The following is a 21,437-nucleotide window of genomic DNA, read 5'->3' as shown; positions in this document are numbered from 1 at the left end:
GGCAGCGCTCCCGATAAAGCTCGCGCTTAGGTGGCATCGGCCGGCGCGCGGACGGCCCTGCAGGCTTTCGCAACGCAACCATTTCACACCTCAACGCAACGCAGTGATGAGGGATTCAACGGGCCGATCGAGGCGCGGTTCCGACACCTTGTCGAGGCTCTTGCGCACCGTTTCTTTGATCCTAAATTTTTCCCCGCGGTCCACTTCTAGGGGAAAGGAGCCATGCCGTTTTCATCTTTGAGTGATCCTGCCGATCTCGCTCGGGCCCATGCCGCACTGGAGGCCGTCTGGAACGAGGTCAAGACGTCCATTCCCGAGCCGGAGCATGAAAGGGAACGGACCAGAATCGCCTATCTCGTCGCCGGCTTTGCGCCCCTGGCGCTCGACGAGGAGGATCTGAAGCATAACGTCCTGCTTCATTACGATCATCACGAACCATCGGTGCTCAGCTGAGCCATGCCCGCCGACGATTGCCGGCGGGCTCCTCATCATGAGGAACTAATCGACCCGCCGACCGTTTGCGACTCGTTCGTTGCGGAGTTGCGTCCATGTGTGCGCAGCGCGTTCTGGGGGCCGGGCTGAGCGGGGATACGCCAAAGGGACCGCTCACCCGGCGACAGAAGGCCGTCTTCGACCTCTTTACCGATCCAATGCCTGATCGCGTGGAGCCGTGCCTGGCGCGTCTGGCGAGCAAGCCGCCGAGCGGCGACGATTGGGCCTTCGAAGTGAAGTGGGATGGCTATCGTCTCGCCGTTCATATCGGGCCACGCCGCAAGGTCCGCATCGTCACCCGCGGCGGGCATGATTGGACAAGCCGCTTCCCAACCATTGCTCATGATGCCCTGGAGCTTGGTGTCGATAGCGCGATCGTCGATGGTGAGGCGGTGGTTCTCGACGAGCGCGGCGCTTCGGACTTCGGGGCTCTGCAAAAGGCTCTCGGCGGCCGGGGAGGGAAGCGCTTCGCATCTGAGGCGATCTTCTACGCGTTCGACCTTCTCTACCTGAATGGCCACGATCTCCGGGCGCTTGGCTGCGGTGAGCGGCGCGCTATCCTTGATGACACCCTGGGCATCGCGCCGCACGGCTCGATCCACATGAGCGAGGACATCAACGCGGACGGCGCGGCCTTCCTGAGACTTGCCTGTGAGATGGACCTTGAAGGGATCATCGCGAAGCGCCGGTCTGCTCCCTACCGATCCGGCCGCGGTGGCGAATGGCTCAAGATCAAATGCGTCCAGTCCGAGAGCTTCGTCATCATTGGCTATGACCCTTCGACCGTAGCGCTTGGCGGAGTTGGCAGGCTGCTTCTTGCAGCTCGTCAGGGGGACCACCTGGTTTATGTCGGCGGCGTCGGGACTGGCTTCACACATGCAAGCGCAACGGCGCTGCGAGAGCAGATGGATCAGCTCATCATTTTCAAGCCAGCCGTGAACATGAAGGGCAGGCCGAAGTCGTATCGTTGGCTGACACCTACGCTCGTCGCCGAGATCGAATTCCGCGCCTGGACCGACGACGGCAAGTTGCGGCACGCCGCCTTCAAAGGTCTTCGCGAAGAGGCTGACGAAGCCGCTGTCTATCAGCTTAGCTAACGGCTCGGCCGATTAAGCCTTGCGCCGGCTCTCCTCAGCTTTCTCGTAGTGCTCCCTGATGCTGCCGCGCGAAGAGAGGTTTTTGCCGCCGCACTTGGAGCAGCGATAGCGCAGGCAGATATCCGGGATCGGCAAATCGTCAGGCAAAATTACTGCTGTACATGGCGGCACTGGCCCGCTGCTAGGACGTCGTATGAAATCCAAAAAGGCGCAGTCCCCTTGGGAGACCGGGCTCAAGCGGATGGGCATAGGGGCGCTAACCCGCGACCGTCACCAAGTCCGGCGATTATACCTGGTGTCGACGTCCGCCTTGACCTGTCTTCCGCCACGCCGTCGCGCTGCTGGTCGCGCTTGTCGCCCCGCCGGCAACAGTTCGGCGCTATGGACTTGAGCCCGGAGCCCTTCGAGCTTGCCGTCCTTTTCGTGCAGTTATTTCACTCGCTCGAAGCAATTGTCGGCACGTTATTGCAGGCTCTGTCCATGTCTTTTGATGATTTGTCGTGGAGCCGTCAAGACGCGCAATACTGACCCGTTGGCCATAACAATTCGGGCCATTGACGGCTGGTTTTTTCAGATCGGCGATCGTCCGGTGCTATTTGGAGCCAGGCCGTCGGTGTCCTTTCATGCTGACCTGCGCCGCACGCGCTGCCTGCCTATCGGAAGCCTCCTTGGCCATTCGCAGCCCGCGCTGCCTGAGCATGTTGTCTGCACGCTGCTGGATTAGCCTCTCCGTTTCGGAGACAATCCTGGCGTGGGAACTCGCTCTGGTTTGGATCTTCAAGAACTGGTTGTCAGCGACCAAGCGCTGCTTCGAAAGTTCGATCACAATGGTTTCCGTTCGCATCTGGATGGAATGCAAAAAGGCCGAGCGAATGCCCGGCCTTTAGAGTGGCTATAGTCGCTGGTGCCAGTACATCCGTGGTCAACGGCGACGATTGCCTAATCACGCAGTCTGGAGCTGTTCCGCGGCCATCTTGCCTGACTTGTTGTCGCGAGCGACCTCAAATCCAAGCTTTTGGCCTTCCCGCAGGTCGCGCATGCCAGCGCGTTCGACGGCGGAGATGTGTACGAACACGTCCTGGCTGCCGTCATCAGGCTGAATGAAGCCGAAACCCTTGGTGGAATTGAACCATTTCACTGTGCCGGTGGTCATGAAAAACCCTCCTTTGGCTACACCTGTCGCTCGCCGACAAAATGTACGGCGAGTTCAGAACGATTTCGAAAGGGGGGATTATCAGAGCCGCGCCAAAGCGCGAAAATAACAACGGCCGTCCAAGCAATCTCGATAGAAATATTTCTATCTCAGGCCAATGATAATTTCAAGACAATTTTCAGATATTCGATTTTTTATTTTGATATCGATCGTTTCACTATCAATTTCGTGGCATTTTCTAAGAAATTGTGTCAATCCTCAATCGCATCGGAGCGTTGGTAGGGGCGCTTGGATGGGGGCAACGCGATCTGGCTGCCCAGAAGTGAAGCACGAAGTCGCGTCCAGATTCGGCGAATGCCCCCGGGCCGCCAAGCAGCCGGGGGCATCTGGTCCTCAGGCACGGCCCCGGGAGCCTTCCCTTCGGCTTCCCATGAACGCAGTGACGTCGGGCGCGAGAAGGTCGTGCTTTTCGGCCCATGACGCGAACAGGCCGCGCGCTGTATCCGCTTCGATGTCGCCGCGGATCGCTGCCAGGCAGGCCTTCAACGCAAAGCCGTGGACCGGATCACGCCGGCTCACCGGCCAATCAGCGAGAAACATGTAGGCCTCCATGGCAGACGCGATCGCCGCCGGGTGCCCGAGCCCGGTCAGGATTACGACCGGCCTCTCGAAGTCGTCGGATGTCATCATGCAGCCCTCCCTGATTGGGGAGCGATTGCCAACGTTGCCATAGCCATATCCTCCTGGAAGCAACATGGATCCGGTTGGGTTGATCGCCGCGTCGAGCGCGCTGTCGCTGTCGGCGGCTGCCATGATTTTGGGATGCGTTCGCCCCGGATCAAGTCCGCCGAAGCCTCGACGTTACTGGAGCCGGAATTCGCCGCTCACCGCACTGAGGTCGGCTGGGCCGATCAGGTCCCTGTGAGCCACGGTGATGCGGAACAGCTTGCCGTCGAGCTTGGCCTGCCAGAAGGCGAGGAACTTGTTGAGCTCGGGAAAGCGGGGGGCGAGGTCGTAGTCCTGCCAGATGTATTCCTGGAGGATCGAAGGGTGGTCGGGCAGTCGGTAGAGGATCCCGGCGGTGGTCAATCCGTAGCCGGCGATCTGGCGGGCGAAGTCCGTCGAAGCCATTACTTTCAGCTCCCTGGTTTCACTGGCCGATGGCAGCGCGATTTTAACGCCCGCGCAAGCTGAAAGGTTGCATTTGCGCGGCCTTTTCAGGCTGTTAGCACTCGACCCAAAAAAGTGCTGCCGCCCCCTTGAAGGCCAAAAATGAGCAACCCAAATCATCGCGCGGGCACGGCGCCTCAGGGGCGCGCGGCATCGCCGCGAGACCCATACAGGGCCGGCCCGCTTTGACATGTGACCGACATGGAAACTGGAGGAACTCATGAAGTTTCGGCCACTGCATGACCGCGTCGTCGTGAAGCGCATCGACGCCGAGGAGAAGACCCGGGGCGGGATCATCATTCCCGACACTGCCAAGGAAAAGCCGCAGGAGGGCGAGGTCGTCGCCGTCGGCGCCGGCGCGCGCGACGAGACCGGCAAGCTCGTGCCGCCCGACGTCAAGGTCGGCGACCGCGTGCTGTTCGGCAAATGGAGCGGCACCGAGGTCAAGATCGATGGCCAGGATCTCCTGATCATGAAGGAGTCCGACATCATGGGCGTGGTCGAGACGACCGCGACACTCAAGAAGGCCGCCTGAAGGGGCCTTCATCCCATCTCATCAAGCTGAAACCTCAAGTCTGAAGGAGTGAGGAATCATGGCTGCGAAGGACGTGAAGTTTTCGCAGGACGCGCGCGAGCGGATGCTGCGCGGCGTCGACACGTTGGCTAATGCCGTGAAGGTCACGCTCGGTCCGAAGGGCCGCAACGTCGTGATCGAGAAGTCGTTCGGCGCGCCGCGCATCACCAAGGACGGCGTCACCGTCGCCAAGGAGATCGAGCTTTCCGACAAGTTCGAGAACATGGGCGCCCAGATGGTCCGCGAGGTTGCGTCGAAGCAGAACGACGCGGCCGGTGACGGCACCACGACCGCGACCGTGCTCGCCCAGGCCATCGTCCGCGAAGGCGCAAAGGCGGTCGCCGCGGGCATCAATCCGATGGATTTGAAGCGCGGCATCGATCTCGCCGTGGAGGCGGTTACGAAGTCGCTCGGCGAGCATTCCAAGACCATCACCGGCTCGGAGGAGGTCGCGCAGGTCGGCACCATCTCCGCCAACGGCGATCGCACGATCGGCGAGATGATCGCCGAGGCGATGAAGAAGGTCGGCAACGAGGGGGTCATCACCGTCGAGGAAGCCAAGACCGCCGAGACCGAGCTCGACGTCGTCGAGGGCATGCAGTTCGACCGCGGTTACCTCTCGCCCTATTTCGTGACCAACACCGAGAAGATGGTCGCGGAGCTCGAAGACCCGTACATCCTGATCCACGAAAAGAAGCTCTCGGGCCTCCAGGCGATGTTGCCGCTGCTGGAAGCGGTGGTGCAGACCGGAAAGCCGCTGCTGATCGTGGCGGAAGATGTCGAAGGCGAGGCCCTTGCTACGCTGGTCGTCAACAAGCTGCGCGGCGGCCTCAAGATCGCTGCCGTCAAGGCTCCGGGCTTTGGCGACCGCCGCAAGGCCATGCTGGAGGACATCGCGATCCTGACCGGCGGCACCGCGATCAGCGAGGATCTCGGCATCAAGCTGGAGACCGTAACGCTCGACATGCTCGGCCGCGCCAAGAAGGTCCGCATCGAGAAGGAGAACACCACCATCGTTGATGGTGCGGGCTCCAAGGTCGAGATCGAGGCCCGGGTGGCGCAGATCAAGGCCCAGATCAAGGAGACCACCTCGGACTACGACCGTGAGAAGCTGCAGGAGCGTCTGGCCAAGCTCGCCGGCGGCGTCGCGGTGATCCGCGTCGGCGGCGCAACCGAGGTCGAGGTCAAGGAGAAGAAGGACCGCGTCGACGACGCGCTGAACGCGACCCGCGCCGCGGTGGAAGAAGGCATCCTGCCGGGCGGCGGCATCGCCCTCCTGCGCGCGGCCAAGGCTCTGGAGGGTCTTGTGCCAGGCAATGACGATCAGCGCACCGGCGTCGAGATCGTCCGCAAGGCGATCACCGCTCCGGCCCGCCAGATCGTCGAGAATGCCGGTGGCGATGGCGCTGTCGTAGTCGGCAAACTGCTCGAAGCGCCGAACTACGCCTGGGGCTACAACGCCCAGACTGGCGAGTACGGCGATCTGGTCAAGGCTGGCATCATCGACCCGACCAAGGTCGTGCGCACGGCGATCCAGGACGCGGCATCGGTCGCGGGCCTACTCATCACCACCGAGGCGATGATCGCCGAGGCGCCGAAGAAGGATCCGGCACCCGCAATGCCCGCCGGCGGCATGGATTATTGAGAAATCGAGGGCGCCGCGGCTTCGCGGCGCCCTCTCTCAAGGCCCCAACAAGTATGCCGAGGGGAAGGCTATGCCCTTTTCATCATTGACCGATCCCATCGATCTGGCCCGCGCCGAAGCTGCTCTTGAAAAGGCCTGGGCGGAACTCAAGCCGTCGCTTGCGGCGGGCTCTGACGAGCTGGAGCGAAACAACCTCGCCTATATCGTTGCGTCGCTGGTGCCTCTGGCGCTCGACGAGGATGATCTCGCACAGCGTGCGATCGATCGGTTTCGCGAAAAAGCCTAGGCGAGACGCCTTTGGAAAGCCCCTAGCATTCGCCGCGGTTATATCAGGCAGCCACATGACTGATGGTCCGCAGGAACCTAAGGAAATCTCACCCTCCGACCGCTTCAAGGCCCTCATTACGAACGCCGAGAGCGCAACATACGGGCTTAAGGATAATCTCCTGGCCGTCATGACACGGGACGGATCGGCGACCTGGCAGACGGTCGCCGCTCACATCGAGTCCCAATTGCCTGGCGCGGGAGAGTTCGCTACCGCGCGGTTGAACGCCATACTCGCCTTGATCAGGACCCTATCCGGAAAATCCGAATGACAACGACCGCCACAGCCGAGCATCGCAGCTTCGAAGCCGACGTCTCCCGCCTGCTGCACATGATGGTGCATTCGGTCTACTCCGACCGCGACGTGTTCCTGCGCGAGCTGATCTCGAACGCAGCCGACGCTTGCGAGAAGCTGCGCTACGAAGCGATCGGCAAGCCCGAGCTTCTGGGCGAAGAACCCAAGCTTGCGATCACCATCTCGGCCGCCCCGGAGGCCGGCAAGCTGACTATTGCCGACAACGGCATCGGTATGAGCCATGACGAGATGATCGAAGCTCTCGGCACGATCGCGCGCTCGGGAACCCGCAGCTTCATGGAGCGGGTCGCAACCGCCGATGGCAAGGACGGCGCGCAGCTCATCGGCCAGTTCGGCGTTGGCTTCTATTCCGCCTTCATGGTCGCTGCGAAGGTGGAGGTCGTCAGCCGTCGCGCCGATAGCACCGAAGCCTGGACCTGGTCATCGGACGGCAAGGGCGAGTTCACGGTGGCGCCAGCGGCGCTGGACGAGGCTCCGACACGCGGGACACGGGTGACGCTGCACCTGATGGAGGATGCCAAGTCCTATGCGGAGCGCTGGACCCTGGAGCGCATCGTCAAGGAACAGTCCGGCCATGTGCCTGTCCCGATCTCGCTGATCACGGAGCCGGGCGCCGATACGGTGGCCCTCTCCGACGGGGCCGCGCTCTGGACCAAGCCGAAGAGCGAGATTACCAAGGACGAATACGCCGATTTCTATCGCAGCGTTGCAGGACAGTATGATGAGCCCGCCGCCACGATCCATTTTCGCGCGGAAGGCCTGCACGAATATACCGCGCTGGCCTTCGTCCCGGGCGCGCGTCCGTTCGATCTCTTCGACGCCGACCGTAAGGGCCGGATCAAGCTCTATGTGAAGCGCGTCTTCATAACCGACGAGGCCGATCTCCTTCCGCGCTACCTGCGCTTCGTCCGCGGCATCGTCGACACCGCCGACCTGCCGCTCAACGTGTCCCGCGAGATGATCCAGGACAGCCCGCTGCTCGCTGCGATCAAGAAGGGAGTCACCAACCGTGTCCTCGCCGATCTCGCGAAACTGGCCGAGCAGGATCCGGACACGTTCCGGATGATCTGGGACAATTTCGGCGCCGTCATCAAGGAAGGACTTTATGAGGATTTCCAGCGCCGGGAACAGCTACTCGCTCTCGCTCGCTTCCGGACGACTGCCTCCGGCGAGGGGTGGCGCAGCCTCAAGGACTATGTCGGCACGCTCAAGGACAACCAGACCGCGATCTACTACATCGCCGGCGACGATGCCTCACGGATCGCGAATTCTCCGCAGCTCGAAGGTTTCCGGGCGCGCGGCATCGAGGTGCTGCTGCTTTCCGATCCGATCGACAGCTTCTGGGCGTCGGCAGCACCGGAATTCGAAGGCAAGCCGTTCAAGTCGGTGACGCAAGGTGCGGCCGATCTCGGCCTCATCCCGCTGCTCGACGGCGTAGCGCCTCCTGCCGCTGAAACGAGTGAGAAGGTCAGCGCTCTGCTCGCGTCGATGAAGGAGATTCTGGCCGACGAGGTCGCGGATGTCCGATCCTCCGATCGGCTGACCGAGAGCGCGGTCTGCCTTGTTGCGTCCGACAAGGGACCGGATCGCCAGTTCGAGCGCCTGCTCAGCGCCGCGGGGCGAGTGGAGAGTGCGGCCAAGCCGATCCTCGAGGTCAACCCGCGCCATGCGATGGTCTCAGCCCTCGCGTCTATCGAGGATGGCGCGCTACGTAGCGACGTCACCCATCTCCTCCTGGATACCGCCCGCGTCTTGGACGGCGAACGCCCGACAGACGTAAATGCATTCGCCGAAAGGCTGAACCGGCTGGTGACGCGAAGCTTCGGCGATGGCTGATAGTCGAAGCAGGGAACGCATTGTTGGCGCGGCTGGCTATGCAGTTTGCCGCGCATAACACGGTTCTGAATGTCCGGTTCTAGGCGGCTTCTGAATGTCCGGTTGTGATGCTGTGGACGGCTCTCCAGCCCCGCGGGAGCATAAGCTCTCGCAGAGATGGAGGAGAGCATGGATCAGGCAATCACGATCGGGTTGGACATCGCGAAGTCGGTCTTTCAGGTTCACGGTGTCGACCGGAGCGGCACAGTCGTGGTCCGGCGGCAGGTTCGGCGAGCGCAACTCCTTCCGTTCTTCGCCAAGCTGCCGGCTTGATCGGGATCGAGGCGTGTGCCACGGCGCATCATTGGGCGCGCGAGCTGATCAAGCTCGGCCACCAGGTCCGGCTGATGCCGCCGAGCTATGTGAAGCCGTATGTCAAGCGGCAGAAGAATGATGCGGCCGATGCGGAAGCGATCTGCGAAGCCGTGACCCGCCCGACCATGCGCTTCGTCGAGGTGAAGAGCGTCGATCAGCAGGGCATCCTGGTGCTGCATCGTGTTCGGCTCATGCTCATGCGCCAGCGCGTCCAGCTGTCGAACGCGATCCGAGGCCACATGGCGGAGTTTGGGCTGGCGGCGCCGATCGGGAGGGAAGGTCTGGGGGCTCTCATCAGGCTCATCGCCGACAAAGACGAGCGTGTGCCCGCCGAGGCGCAGATGTGTCTTGGAAGGCTGGCTGCTCAACTCGCGCTGATCAACGATCAGATCTTGGAAACGGATCGCCGGATCAGAACGAACGCCCGCGCGACCGAGATCGGCCGCAGGCTGATGGGTGTGCCGGGCGTCGGTCCTCTCCTGGCGAGCGCTCTCGTAGCCGCCATACCGGATCCCATCCCATGCAGCCTACCGCAGCTTGTCGTCAGGCTTCGCTAGCGGTTCGACGATCACAAGCATGTCGCCGGGAAGCGGCTGCTGCAGGTGCCGCACATCGTCCCATTCGCCGGTCAGCCAGCTAAAGATCAACCTCTTCCTGGGTCGTCAGGATCGCCGGCATCGCCTTCCAGTGTGTAGGCTGAAGCGAAATTGTACTCGGTGAGCGGGCTGCGGTCATCTACAGCCTCATCGGCACCGCCAAGCTCAATGACATCGATCCGCAGGCTTGGCTGGCCGATGTCCTGGCGCGCATCGCCGACACACCGCAGAGCTGCCTCGGCGAGTTGCTCCCCTGGAACTGGCGTCGCGTCCAGATGAAGGCCGCCGCGTGACGGCGAAGCGACCTGAGCCAAGCGAGGACGAGCGACGCTTCTTGTTGCGCAGCCTGACCGAGGTCGGTCCGTCCAAACTCGCCAGAGCCAAGCCTGCCGCATCCTCATGTCGATCCCCGGCGTCGGCGTAATCACTGCGACTGCTTTCGCCACTGCCATCGAGAATCCGGACAACTTCAAGCAATCCCGTTCCGTCGGCGCCTGGATTGACCTGACAACCCGCCGCTACCAGTCGGGCGAAGTCGATTGTGACGGTCATATCTCTCGGCGCGGCGATCGCCAACTGCGGGGACGTCTCTATGAGGCCGCGGCGGTCATCCTCACTCGCAGCTCGACCGACAGCAGCCTGCGCACGTGGGGCCTCAAGCTCCGGGAGAGGATCGGCTCCATCATGCGGCGGCCGATGCCGACCGCGAAGACAACCATGCACCCGGCATGCATGCCTCCGAGATCGCAAAGGCCTTGACCGCATATCAGCGATTAGACAACCCATCAGTTCATTGTGATCAAGCGAGGGCGGATTTCATCCGACCTCGCTTGATCCTTAAGCCGGGCAGCCGGTCAACCCTTCACGAAGGCCAACAGATCGGGATTGATGACGTCGGCATGAGTGGTGAGCATGCCGTGGGGGAAGCCCGGATAGGTCTTCAGCGTCCCATTCTTCACCAGTTTGACCGAAAGCCTGCCGGCATCGTCGATCGGGACGATCTGATCGTCCTCGCCGTGGAGCACAAGGGTCGGCACGGTGATCGCCTTCAGATCCTCGGTCTGGTCGGTCTCCGAGAAGGCCTTGATGCCTTCGTAATGAGCCAGGGCGCCGCCGATCATGCCCTGGTGCCACCAATTCTCGATCACGCCCTGAGAGACCTTCGCGCCGGGCCGGTTGAAGCCGTAGAAGGGACCCGACGCCACGTCGAGATAGAACTGCGCGCGATTGGCGGCGAGCGCCTTGCGGAAGCCGTCGAACACCTCGATCGGCAGGCCACCGGGGTTCTTCTCGGTCTTGAGCATCAGTGGGGGCACGGCGCTGACGAGCACGGCCTTGGCGACGCGGCCCTGGGGCTGGCCGAATTTGGCGACGTAGCGGGCAACCTCGCCGCCACCGGTCGAATGTCCGATATGGACGGTGTTTCTGAGGTTGAGGTGCTCGACAACAGCAGATGCGTCGGCGGCGTACTGATCCATGGTGTTGCCGGTATCGACCTGCGAGGAGCGGCCATGGCCGCGCCGGTCATGCGCGACGACGCGGAAGCCGTTCGCGAGGAAAAACAGCATCTGGGCATCCCAGTCGTCGGATGACAAAGGCCAGCCGTGATGGAAGACAATCGGCTGGGCGGCCTTCGGACCCCAATCCTTGTAGAAGATCTCGGTGCCGTCCTTGGTCTTGATGAAACCGCTGCTCATTTTAGTCTCTCTTCCTGAATGCTGACGGGATGATTGGTGTTGGGCAATCGCCTGCGGGGGAAGCCACGTCGCTGCGGCGACGCCGGCAGTTCCGGCAACGATGTCGCGCCGCGTCAGGCTGGGTGCTGTGTTCGACATGGTGGCCCTACCGGGACCCGTTCGTGGCCGCCCGCGTTGCGCAGGCGCGGCGCAGCGAGCCGACCCGTCGGCTGAAGTAGCGCTTGCAGCAGTCCTGGTGAAACATTCCGAGGCCGTCCATCGTCTTAATCGTGCTCATGCTTATCTCCAGAGCGGGTTGACGAAGGGAGGCTAGGCCTGCGGCCTGCGACCGAGAATCCTACACTTGGTTCACGGCCTCATACGAAGGTGTTGTTGTCAGGGGCGCAGGGAGGCGGCTTCGGACGGGTGGCGGCGCTCGAGGGCGGCCGCGAGACAGCGAGCGATGGTGTCGCCGTCGACGGGCTTGTCGAGATAGGCGCTGGCTCCGGCGGCCATGACGCGGTTGCGTGTCGCCTCCGTGGAAAAGGCGGTCATGAAGATCATCGGAAACCTTCGGCCGGCCGCGATCAACTCCGCCTGGAGCTGATCACCGGTCATCTGGGGCATCTGGATATCCGTGATCATGCAGTCCGGGTCGCCGACCTCCCGATCGTTCAGGAACGCGGGCGCTGAGCCGTAGCTGCGGACCTCGTAGCCGAGCGAGCGAATGAGGCTGACGAGCGAAGTGCGAACGCCGTCGTCATCCTCGACGATCGCAATGGTGACAGAGCGGTTCATCTCAAAATCCTTCGTGCCGTGCGTCGCACGAAAGGAGCGTCCGATGCGCAGCTGTGGTCTGGTATGCCCTCTCTTCGGCGCGCCGGAAATCATACACAGGTTTGGCGGGCGTTCCCGGGAGGAAACTACAAGCCCAACTCGACGAATTGCCGAGCCAGGGCGTTGATCAGTTGCGTATGCTGACGGATGAAGCCGGCCTCCATCGCCCAATGAATAGGACGGCTGCTCGCTTAACATCATGACCAGATTCGCGCGCGACGCCGCTCGGTCACATTGATCCGCTCGCCGCGCCCGGGGGCGAAGACTTGAAAGGGCTCGAATGATCGATCGTGAGGGCACGATCCTCCGCAAGGCAATCCTCTCTTCCAAGCGCCATATGGGCACACTTAGGTATGCCTTTCGCCGGCCGGCGCCCGCTGGCATTGGTTTTCGCCACGTCAATTTGGTTCGTGGGAGCCTTTGTCCATCATGCGAGCGACGATATGGGCAAGGGTAGCGCATCCTCATGATTGGGTACGCCACATTGTGGCGTTGCTCCATGGCAGAGCGCGTATCGTCGCCGTCGCGATGAGTGCGGACGTGGCCGTGGCCGGGCTTAAATTCGCTGCTGCATACGCAAGTGGAAGCTCGGCGATGTATGCCGAAGCGCTCCACTCGATCATGGATGCTTCAACCGAAATCGCATTGCTTTACGGCATTGTGGCAGCGCGCCGGCCGGCCAATGCGGTCCACCAGCTCGGCTTTGGACGGGAGGTCTATTTCTGGAGCTTTGTCGCGGCTCTGGTGATCTTTGCGGCTGGGGCCGGTAGCGCTCTCCATGACGGCGCAACGCAAATTGCCAGTCCTCAGCCTATCGAAGCGCTCACGCTGAATTTTTCGATATTGTTCATTTCACTTGTCATCGAGCTTCTGTCTACAAGGTATGCGCTTTACTGGATCCTCGGATCCAGAGGTCTTTCGGGTCTGGGCCGTTTCATCCGCGGAAGCCCTGATACATCGTCTCTCACGATCCTTTTCGGCGGGTTGGCTAGTCTGGCTGGATTGTTCATCGCAGCCATGGGGATAGGACTCGGCGCCCTGCTCGACCGCCCCTTGCTGGATGGCTTTGCGTCCATCGGGATCGCACTGATATTGGCAGCCACGGCTCTCATCCTGGCAGCACAGGGCAAATCGCTGCTGATTGGCCGGTCAGTGTCGCCGGCTACGACCCAGGCCATCATCGGTATCGCTGCGGCGGTCTCAGGAGTTGAATCGGTCAATGGCGCGACAACGGTTCAACTGTCCCCCGAACAGATATTGGTGGCTCTCAGCGTGACGTTCGAAGGGCGGTTGAGCGCGCCCGAGATCGAGAGGGCTACAGCAGCGCTGGATGTCGCGGTCAAAAGCAAACATCCCGAAGTCGTCTCGTTTTTCGTTAAGCCTCAGAGTCGCAAGACCTTTGCCGAACTGAGTGCGGCGCGTGGCTGGTAGACGCCGCCGTACATGGCAATGCGAGAGGCTGTTGCCACCATCTTTGCAAGTCGTAATCTCGGATCTTGGATGCCGAGATAGGGTGTTTGTCGGCAGGGGGGCGCCCGCCGAGCCAGCGGTCTCGGGGCGACGGAACGGCGGGCACCAAGGGCGAGCTTCAAAGCCAGCGCGATATGGTGTTGGCCGCGACGGACGGCGCCTTTCATAGTCGAGACTGCCCAGGGCCATGCGCGTGATGGCGGATGCGACGGACGATCAGAAATCGATCCGATCGGCATGGGAAAAGACATCGAAGCCATCGTCTCGCGCGATAGCCACCAGTGCGATGCCGGCCTCGTCGGCGACGTCGACCGCCAGGGATGTCGGAGCCGAAACCGCAACGATAAGGGGAGCCCCGATCATCGCGGCTTTCTGGACCATTTCAACGGAAACGCGGCTGGTGAGAAGAACGGCCCCGCGGTCCCGCCTCAAATTTTTCAGTGTCAGCGCACCGGCGAGCTTGTCGAGGGCGATATGCCTACCGACATCTTCGCGTAGTTCAACGATCCCGAGATCTTCTTGCCACCAGGCTGCGGCGTGGACGGCGCGGGTGTGCTGGTTGAGGCGTTGCAGTGGCGTCAGCTCCGCCATGGCTGCGAGCAGCGCAGCCGCGCTAAAGCGTCGTCCCGCTTCGACCCGTTTCAAGGATCGCGACACCGCCGCGAGACTTTCGACACCACACAGACCGCAACCGACAGGTCCCACCATGGCTCTCCTTCTGGCGGTGACCAGGTTCGAGCGCCCCGGGGCTGAGCCAAATTTGAACGTCGATGCCTTGCCGCTCGGGTCGAATGTCAAGACTATGGATTTCGTCGGGATCAGCGATCAAGCCCTCGTTGAGGGAGAAGCCGATGGCAAAATCCTCAAGGTCTTGCGGCGTCGCCATCATTACGGCGTGGGTCGACCCGCCATAGCTCAGCGCGACGGCGGTCTCGGCCGGAACCATCCGCGGGCGGTTGGACAGGCAGCCGTCGCGCCAGGACAGTTGAGCTCGCCATGAGGTCGCAGAATCGAGGTTCACCACACAGCTCCGTTTCAAATGCTCACTGACCGTGGATGGACGTTGGAGTGTTCAGCCGGGGCGGCTGGTGGCCGTGGCGGCGACTTCGGAACGAAAGCAGCCAGGAACCAGCAAATAATCGCGACTGCGGCAGCCGCCTCGAACGCATCGATGAAGGCAAGGACCGAGGCTTGTTGGGTAACAGCAGTCGCGAGCAGATGGATTTTGGCGCCTGCCGCTTCGGTCGTCGTGGCAAGTTGGCCGGCAAGAGCGCGACCGTACTGCGCAACCCGGTTGGCTGTGTCGCCCGCCTGCCCCTGGACGTGAAGGCCGAGCAGGTTCGAGTGTATCTGTTCGCGCTGTCGGACGAAGGTCTGCATGAAGGCGACGCCGACCTCGCCCCCAAGCAGCCGGCTTGTCTGCATGAAGGCGCCGATCGTAGCGGCCTGTTCGGGTCTCACTGTTCGTGCGACCAGGGCTACGAGACTTGTCAGCGCCAGCGACTGCCCGACCGCCTGAAGAATTTGCGAGGGTAGAAAATCCGCCGTAGCCCAGGCCCCCGTCAGCTTTGCTGCCATCAGGCAGGCGACCGCGATCAACACCGCTCCGGATCCGAGGGTCCAGCGCGGATCGATCCGCTGGATCAGCACGGCTAACGGCAGGACGAGGAAGATCTGCGGCGCTGCGATCCAGATCAGGACGGCGCCGATGTCGAGGGCGCGATAGTTCTGAAGCATCTGGAGATAGCTGGGGATTACATAGGCTGTCGAGAGGATGATGAAGCGGAAGCCCGCCAGCAACGCGAACATCACGATCAGGCCCGGAGAGGCGAGGATGCGCAGGTTCAGGGCCGGGTGAGGCGTCGTCATCTCGCGGACGAGGAATGCGATGATCGACAGGCCGCCGATTGCGAACAGGCCGACGACGAGGCCGTTCGCCGTCCAATCCAGCCGGTTGCCTTGGTCGAGGGCGGCATAGAGCGCGCCAAGCCCGAGCCCGGCGTAAACAAGCCCTGCACCGTCCAGGTTCCTCAGCGAGTCACGGATCGGCGCATCCTTGGGCATGCCGAGCCAGACGCAAAGGCCCATGATCGGCAGCGCGAGGCAATATTGCCATGAGATCCAGCGCCAGGACCAGTTGTCGATGTAGAAGCCTTCGAGCGAGGCCGCGACGTTCAGCGAAATCTCGAGGTTCATCGCATAGATGGCGATACCGTAGGCCAGCAATGGCTTGGGCAGGTGACGGACGATGAACATGATCGTCAGCGGGATAAAGGTTCCCGTTCCCAGACCCGCGAAGAACTGCGTGGCGATGTATCCGTGAATGTTGTGGGAGAATGGAGCAAGCAGGCAGGCCATGAAGGCGATGAAGATGCCTGTGAGAAGGATGCGCCGTCCGCCGGTGATCGAGGAGAGGTAAGGGCACGCAATGCCCGAGATCAGCTGGCCGAGCCCGAATGACGTGGTTATCCAGGCTCCTTCGTCGAAGCCGGCGCCCAGACTGCCGCGAAGGTCGGCGAACCCGAAACTGGTGACGCGCGTGCCCAGCGTGGCGATCATCGACCCGAGCATCACTCCGGCCAAGCCAACGAAAGGGCGCCAGCCGACATTGGGAACCACCGCTTGCGGTGACTGCTGGCCTTGAACGATCGCAGTCACGGTCGTGGCCCTTGCGACGTGCCGTCCTGCTTTTGCGGTTCGCCGCCAGTATCGATCGTCGCAACCACCGACATGCCGGGCCGGATCAGGACCCCGAGATCAGGGTTCGGATCGAGCGTGATCTTGACCGGCATGCGTTGCACCACCTTGGTGAAGTTTCCGGTGGCATTGTCTGGCGGGAGCAGTGCGAAGACGCTGCCCGTGCCGGGCGACCAGCTTGCCACGCGGCCCGTCAGAACGGTGCCCGGAAAGGCGTCGACCGTGACCCGCGCGGGCTCTCCGGCGCGCACATTGGTCATCTGGGTTTCCTTGAGATTGGCGACTACCCACAGCGTCGCCATCGGCACGACCGTGATGATCTGCGTGCCGGGCGCAACGAACTGCCCGGGCCGGACTTGCCGCGCGCCGGTCAAGCCGGCGACCGGTGCTTGGATGCGGGTGTATCCGAGATTGTCCTGGGCGAGCTTCAGGCGCGCTCTTGCGCTGTCGACTTGTGCCGCAAGCTCGCGCTCCGTGGCATCGAGAGAGGTCAGGAGCACCTCTTGCTGAGCGAGCTGCGAGCGAGACAAGGACAGCGTGCCGGCCGCCTTCGCCGCGGCGGCATCGGCCTGTTCGACGAGTTGCTCGGTGCCGGCCAAGGCTTTTCGCAGCAGCTCGCGCTGGCGGACAGCCTCGGCATTGGCGCGCACCAGCTCGGCCTCGGCAATGGTGATCGTGGCCTTCGCCTGCTCGATCAGCGTTCGCTGCACTGCGCGCTTGTCGGCGACGCTCGCCAATGAGGCACGAGCGGCGGCGAGATCGGCCTCCGCGAGATCGCGTTGCGCCTGGTAGTCCGCGGGCTCGATCTCAGCGATCAATTGTCCGGCCTCGACCGGCTGATAGTCGTCGACCGCGACCGTTCTGACGTAGCCGGAAATCTGTGTCGCCAGCGGCGTGGTATCGCCGGCGATGAAGGCGTCGTCCGTGCGCTGGAGGCGCGCCGCTCCCGTCCAGCGATCCCAGCGCGAGGCGATGGTCCAGCCCAGCGCGACGATCGCCACGACGATCGCCGCATGAAACAGCGGGTGGGTCAGCACGGCGCCGATGGCTCCGGCTTTCTGAGCGTCCGGCATCGCCGTGGCCGTAGCCGGTGCGGGGTTAGCTGCGTCGGTGATGGTCGTCGCCATGTTCGGTCACGCCAGTTCAGGGGCCAATAGCCGTCTTGATGCGCTCGGGGGTCAGCGGCAGTTCGCGCAATCTGTGACCCGTCGCGTCGCGGATCGCATTGGCGAGCGCCGCGCCCATCGGGCCCTGCGCCGCCTCCGCGACCCCCAGGAACGGAGCACCGGGCTGGTCGAGAATCTCGACGTCGATCGAGGCCGGTACGCTCGCGAACCGCATGATGGGATAGGCCGACCAGTCGACGGAGGTGATGCGCGTGCGGTCGAAGGTGACACGCTCGAACAGCGTCCAGCGGGCCGACTGGATGACGCCGCCTTCGATCTGATTGCGCACCCCGTCCGGGTTGATCACTTCGCCGGTGTCCACCGCCGCCGTCACGCGGCGGATATCGACCTCGCCCGTTTCGGGTTCGATCGCGATTTCGACGGCGATCGCACAATAGGCTTCGAGATTCTTGTACTGGGCGAAGGCGAAACCATAACCGCCTCCGGCCGGGAGGGCCGGGCGACCCGTCCAGCCGAATTTCGCAGCAGCGGCCTCGATGACGGCACGGGCACGTGAATTCTGCAGCCAGCGCAGACGGAACGCGACCTGATCCTGCCCGGAGGCGCGGGCGAGATCGTCCATCGTGCTCTCGATCGCGACGACATTGAGGTAGCCGCCGAGTGAGCGCATCGACGAGCCCCGCAACGGGAACTCTGGGAGGAAATGATGCTCGACTCGGGCGTTGGGGAAGTCGTAGAGCGGGATGGCATTGCGGTCGCCGCCACCCTCGGGCTGCGCGAGTTCGACCGGTGGCGCGGGAGGGAAGGGGTCAGCGATTTCGCGCGCCGCCAGCAGCGTGCCCGCAGGGCCAGGTCGCATCATGTGGGACTGGCTCCAGACCTCGTGATGCCAGTCGACCACGGCGCCTGAATCGTCGACGGCGGCGTGGACGGAGGTGACCATACCGGGGCCGAACGGCTCCCAGGAATGCTCCTGTTCCCGCATCCACTGGACGCGGATCGGCCGGTTCGGGACGGCGACTGCGAGCAGGGCGGCATCGGCTCCGACATCGTCCGCGCCATTTTGCCCGTAGCAACCGGCGCCTTCAGCGTGAATGCAACGCACCTTTTCGAGCGGCAGCTTCAGCAGCTCCGCGATGGCCTGGCGCAGCGGAAAGACGCCCTGCGTGTGGGTCCAGACCGTCACCGTCCCATCGCGGGCCTCGGCGACGGCGCAGGATGGGCCGATCGAACCATGGGCGAGATAGGGGCGGACGAAACGACCCTCGACGATGCGGCCCGCCGCACCAGGCTTTCCCCGGTCGAGAATGGTGGTGTCTTTGGAGGGAAGCGCCATCAGTTGCGCGGCGAGTTTCGTTTCGTCCGGAAGGCTCGGCGTCTCCGTCCAGGTCGCGCTCGCCGCCAACCGGCGCATCGCCTGGATCGCGGCCCATTCATCCTCGGCAACGACGGCGAGCCAATTGCCGTTGCGCACCACCTTGACGACACGCGGCAGGCGCTCGATGGCAGCAGCGTCGACGCCTGAGAGCGTCGCACCATAACTGGGCGGACGGACCATGCGTGCATGCAGCATCCCAGGTGGACGCATGTCCTGCACATAGGCCGCTCCGCCAGTGACCTTCGCGGGAATGTCGATGCGGGGCACGGGTCGGTTCATCACCGTGAAGTCGGCGGTCGGTGTCAGGCGCGAGACGGGCTTGGCTTCAACCTCCAGCAGTTCGTCACGAACCAGGTCGCCATAGGTCATGCGTACGCCATTGGGGGCTATCACCGCGCCGTTTTTCGCTCGCAGCCCCGCTTCGGGGATGGCGAGGCGTCGCGCTGCTTCCGCGATCAGAATTTCGCGGACCTGCGCTGCTGCGTTGCGGATCGCGCTGCCGGAATCCTGCATCGAATGGCTGGCGGCGGTGTAGCCTTCGTCAGCGGTCAGGCCTGTGTCAGCGGTGATCAGCGTCAACCCGTCGAACGCGACCTTGAGCTCTTCGGCCGCGACCTGGAGCAGGGCGGTCTTGAGACCCTGCCCAAGTTCGGCCTTTCCGGTCAGGATGGTGACGGTGCCTTTCGCGTCGATGCGGATCCAGGCATCGAGACGCGGCGTGTCGTCGAGGCTGCCTGGCAGCCCACGCTTGGCAGGCCCCCCGCCTTTGCCGGTCTCGGTCTGGGCTCGCGCGCCCGACAAGCTGAAGGCGAGAAGAAGCGAGCCGCCGCCAGCGAGGACGGCGCGCCGTGAGATCGAAGCGCTCATAGTTTCGCTCCTGCCAAGGCAGGGCGTTTCGCCCGCATGATGTTTGCGGCCCGGCGGACGGCACGAAGGATCCGCATATGCGTGCCGCAGCGGCACAGATGCGGTTCGAGCTCCTCGCGGATCGCGGCATCGGAGATCTCGGCCTCGCGTTCGAGCAGCGCCTGGGCACGCATCATCACGCCCGGAATGCAGTAGCCGCACTGGGCGGCCTGCTCGTCGATGAAGGCCTGCTGCAGAATGCCCGGCTGCTCGCGCGTGCCGAGGCCTTCCAGCGTCGTCACCGACCGATTCTCCACAAGCATGACCGGAGTGACGCAGGAGAAGACCGCTTCGCCGTCGACGATGACGGTGCAGGCTCCGCACTGGCCGAGCCCACAGCCATATTTTGCGGCGTTGAGCCCGAGCTGGTTACGCAGGACATAAAGCAGCGGCGTGTCCGGGTCCGACTGGACGGTTCGCGATACGCCATTGATCGTCAGCGTCGTCATCGATGGCCTCACCGTTTCGCTTGCTGGGTTTGGCGCGCCGAACGCGCGCTGCTGATCGTTGCACCGAGATTGGGCCAGACGGGCTTGCCGGCGGCGGCGCGCAGATGGGCGGCGATATCCGTGATCTGCCGGTCGCTCAGCGTCGTGGCGAAGCCGGGCATGACCGGCCCCGTCGCACCACTCGCGGCTGGAATGCCGTCAAGGATCAGGTTGACGAGGTTCTCCGGGCTCTCGCCTGCAACGGCAGTCGATAGTGAGAGGTTTATTGCGCCGAGCGGCTGGGGGCGGCCGGCATCGTGACAGGATGCGCACGTTGTTGCGTAGAGGCGGGAGCCCTGCTGGGAGGTCGCGGCCGGCGTCGCGGTCTGGACTCCGGCCGATTGTGGAGGGGAGGGCGGGGACGCCACCGTCTGGGATGGCCCGGTGGTCTTTGCTTGCCCCACGGCCTCCGGGGCGAGGGAGGCGAGATAGGTCGCCATCGCGGCGACCTCCTCGCGCGGCACGGAGGCGAGGTTCTCGACCACCGGCGCCATGGGCCCGCGGGCTACGCCATGCTGGGGGTGGAAGCCTTCGGCAAGATACTGTTCGTACGCGGCGGCGTTCCAGGGGACAGGGGCCTGGGACGCCTTGCCGAGCGCGTAGGCATGCAAGCCTTCGGCTTCTCCGCCCTCATAGGCGCGGGATTTCTTCTCGGCTCCCATGAGGTTGCGGGGCGTGTGACAGGCGCCGCAGTGGCCGAGGCCCTCGACGAGATAGCGGCCCCGGTTCCAGACGGCATCCTTCAGAGGATCGGGCTGCAGGCGCGTCTCGCGCAGGAAAAGCAGCTTCCAACCGGCCAGGACCAGCCGGATGTTGATCGGGAACGGCAGCTCATTGGCCGGCGCCTTCGCCTTCACGGGCTCGCGCGACATGAAGAAGGCGTAGAGCGCCTTGATGTCCTCATCGGAGGTCAGGGTGAAATGGTCATAAGGGAAGGCTGGATAGAGATGCCTGCCCTCACGATCGACGCCCTCGCGCATGGCGCGTTTGAAGGCGTCCTCCGACCAGGTCCCAATTCCGGTTTCGGGATCGGGCGTGATGTTGGTCGAGTAGAGTGTTCCGAATGGCGTCGGCATTGCGAGGCCGCCGGCGAAGACCCGGCCGCCGGGCGTAGTATGGCAGGTCCTGCAGTCGCCGATCAGTGCGAGGGTCGCCCCCTGCCGCACGAGCGCCGTATCGAAGCTGGCGGCGGTCGGCTTGGGGATCGGGGCGATTTCCGAGTGCCAGGCATAGGCGAGGGCGACGCCGGCGGCAGCAACGGCAACAGCCGAACCGGCCATGAGGATCGATCTGGTTCGCAT

General features: G+C 63.4%; 18 protein-coding genes and 4 pseudogenes. 10 read left to right on the top strand and 12 right to left on the bottom strand.

Going from position 1 to position 21,437, the window contains the following annotated elements:
• The first annotated feature begins 222 nt into the window (after positions 1 to 222).
• Entirely contained in the window at positions 223 to 453 is a 231-nt protein-coding gene (locus tag FQV39_RS30435; RefSeq protein WP_149134222.1) for a hypothetical protein, read from the top strand.
• Positions 454 to 548: 95 nt separating this feature from the next.
• Positions 549 to 1,589: a non-homologous end-joining DNA ligase gene (gene ligD, locus FQV39_RS30430; RefSeq protein WP_149134221.1), complete on the top strand. Its 1,041-nt coding sequence runs from the start codon at positions 549 to 551 to the stop codon at positions 1,587 to 1,589.
• A gap of 943 nt (positions 1,590 to 2,532) precedes the next feature.
• On the opposite strand, the gene FQV39_RS30425 is transcribed toward ligD, so the two are convergent.
• The 3 genes from FQV39_RS30425 to FQV39_RS30415 form a co-directional block, all read right to left on the bottom strand.
• Positions 2,533 to 2,742: a cold-shock protein gene (locus FQV39_RS30425; protein ID WP_149134220.1), complete on the bottom strand. Its 210-nt coding sequence runs from the start codon at positions 2,740 to 2,742 to the stop codon at positions 2,533 to 2,535.
• A 393-nt stretch (positions 2,743 to 3,135) separates the two neighbouring features.
• Positions 3,136 to 3,555, bottom strand: coding sequence for a DUF982 domain-containing protein (locus FQV39_RS30420; RefSeq protein WP_472840679.1), 420 nt, complete (start codon positions 3,553 to 3,555; stop codon positions 3,136 to 3,138).
• Between the two features lie 48 nt (positions 3,556 to 3,603).
• Positions 3,604 to 3,873 (bottom strand): usg protein, encoded by a 270-nt coding sequence (locus FQV39_RS30415; RefSeq protein ID WP_149134219.1) that lies wholly within the window; start codon positions 3,871 to 3,873, stop codon positions 3,604 to 3,606.
• A gap of 259 nt (positions 3,874 to 4,132) precedes the next feature.
• Between FQV39_RS30415 and groES the strand changes: the two genes are divergently transcribed.
• The 7 genes and pseudogenes from groES to FQV39_RS30380 all read left to right on the top strand — a co-directional run.
• Positions 4,133 to 4,447 (top strand): co-chaperone GroES, encoded by a 315-nt coding sequence (gene groES / locus FQV39_RS30410; protein ID WP_149134218.1) that lies wholly within the window; start codon positions 4,133 to 4,135, stop codon positions 4,445 to 4,447.
• A gap of 58 nt (positions 4,448 to 4,505) precedes the next feature.
• Entirely contained in the window at positions 4,506 to 6,131 is a 1,626-nt protein-coding gene (gene groL, locus FQV39_RS30405) for a chaperonin GroEL (protein ID WP_149134217.1), read from the top strand.
• A gap of 85 nt (positions 6,132 to 6,216) precedes the next feature.
• Positions 6,217 to 6,417 carry a hypothetical protein gene (locus tag FQV39_RS30400; protein WP_149134216.1) on the top strand — a complete coding sequence of 67 codons (201 nt, stop codon included), beginning with the start codon at positions 6,217 to 6,219 and terminating at the stop codon, positions 6,415 to 6,417.
• A gap of 306 nt (positions 6,418 to 6,723) precedes the next feature.
• Entirely contained in the window at positions 6,724 to 8,607 is a 1,884-nt protein-coding gene (gene htpG, locus FQV39_RS30395; protein ID WP_149134215.1) for a molecular chaperone HtpG, read from the top strand.
• A gap of 168 nt (positions 8,608 to 8,775) precedes the next feature.
• Positions 8,776 to 9,473 (top strand): annotated as a pseudogene (locus tag FQV39_RS30390) (IS110 family RNA-guided transposase); the annotation flags it as partial.
• A 203-nt stretch (positions 9,474 to 9,676) separates the two neighbouring features.
• A pseudogene (locus FQV39_RS30385) lies at positions 9,677 to 9,850 on the top strand (transposase domain-containing protein); the annotation flags it as partial.
• 79 nt (positions 9,851 to 9,929) lie between these two features.
• A pseudogene (locus tag FQV39_RS30380) lies at positions 9,930 to 10,235 on the top strand (transposase); the annotation flags it as partial.
• A 176-nt stretch (positions 10,236 to 10,411) separates the two neighbouring features.
• Here FQV39_RS30380 and FQV39_RS30375 read toward each other — a convergent pair.
• The 3 genes from FQV39_RS30375 to FQV39_RS30370 all read right to left on the bottom strand — a co-directional run bounded on the left by FQV39_RS30375 (position 10,412) and on the right by FQV39_RS30370 (position 12,124).
• Positions 10,412 to 11,254 carry an alpha/beta fold hydrolase gene (locus tag FQV39_RS30375; RefSeq protein WP_149134213.1) on the bottom strand — a complete coding sequence of 281 codons (843 nt, stop codon included), beginning with the start codon at positions 11,252 to 11,254 and terminating at the stop codon, positions 10,412 to 10,414.
• Positions 11,255 to 11,399: 145 nt separating this feature from the next.
• Positions 11,400 to 11,531: a hypothetical protein gene (locus FQV39_RS34185; protein WP_282570357.1), complete on the bottom strand. Its 132-nt coding sequence runs from the start codon at positions 11,529 to 11,531 to the stop codon at positions 11,400 to 11,402.
• A 98-nt stretch (positions 11,532 to 11,629) separates the two neighbouring features.
• Positions 11,630 to 12,124, bottom strand: a complete 495-nt coding sequence (locus FQV39_RS30370) for a response regulator transcription factor (protein WP_349238606.1) — start codon at positions 12,122 to 12,124, stop codon at positions 11,630 to 11,632.
• 375 nt (positions 12,125 to 12,499) lie between these two features.
• On the opposite strand from FQV39_RS30370, the gene FQV39_RS30365 reads away from it, so the two are divergent.
• Positions 12,500 to 13,501, top strand: a complete 1,002-nt coding sequence (locus tag FQV39_RS30365) for a cation diffusion facilitator family transporter (protein ID WP_349238610.1) — start codon at positions 12,500 to 12,502, stop codon at positions 13,499 to 13,501.
• Between the two features lie 255 nt (positions 13,502 to 13,756).
• On the opposite strand, the pseudogene fdhD reads toward FQV39_RS30365, so the two are convergent.
• From fdhD to FQV39_RS30335, 6 genes and pseudogenes are all read right to left on the bottom strand, one after another.
• Positions 13,757 to 14,486 (bottom strand): annotated as a pseudogene (gene fdhD / locus FQV39_RS30360) (formate dehydrogenase accessory sulfurtransferase FdhD).
• 89 nt (positions 14,487 to 14,575) lie between these two features.
• Positions 14,576 to 16,198: an MFS transporter gene (locus tag FQV39_RS30355; RefSeq protein ID WP_248313552.1), complete on the bottom strand. Its 1,623-nt coding sequence runs from the start codon at positions 16,196 to 16,198 to the stop codon at positions 14,576 to 14,578.
• Positions 16,195 to 17,364 carry an HlyD family secretion protein gene (locus FQV39_RS30350; protein ID WP_149134210.1) on the bottom strand — a complete coding sequence of 390 codons (1,170 nt, stop codon included), beginning with the start codon at positions 17,362 to 17,364 and terminating at the stop codon, positions 16,195 to 16,197. Before FQV39_RS30350 ends, FQV39_RS30355 begins: the two co-directional genes overlap by 4 nt.
• A gap of 16 nt (positions 17,365 to 17,380) precedes the next feature.
• Entirely contained in the window at positions 17,381 to 19,609 is a 2,229-nt protein-coding gene (locus tag FQV39_RS30345; protein WP_149134209.1) for a xanthine dehydrogenase family protein molybdopterin-binding subunit, read from the bottom strand.
• On the bottom strand, positions 19,606 to 20,097 hold the full coding sequence (locus FQV39_RS30340) for a (2Fe-2S)-binding protein (protein ID WP_149134208.1): 492 nt from the start codon (positions 20,095 to 20,097) through the stop codon (positions 19,606 to 19,608). Before FQV39_RS30340 ends, FQV39_RS30345 begins: the two co-directional genes overlap by 4 nt.
• An 8-nt stretch (positions 20,098 to 20,105) precedes the next feature.
• Positions 20,106 to 21,437 carry a c-type cytochrome gene (locus tag FQV39_RS30335; RefSeq protein WP_149134207.1) on the bottom strand — a complete coding sequence of 444 codons (1,332 nt, stop codon included), beginning with the start codon at positions 21,435 to 21,437 and terminating at the stop codon, positions 20,106 to 20,108.

The sequence above is a fragment of the Bosea sp. F3-2 genome, assembly GCF_008253865.1.
In the GTDB taxonomy this organism is placed as follows: Bacteria; Pseudomonadota; Alphaproteobacteria; order Rhizobiales; family Beijerinckiaceae; genus Allobosea.
This window is presented reverse-complemented; position numbering and strand designations above follow the sequence as displayed.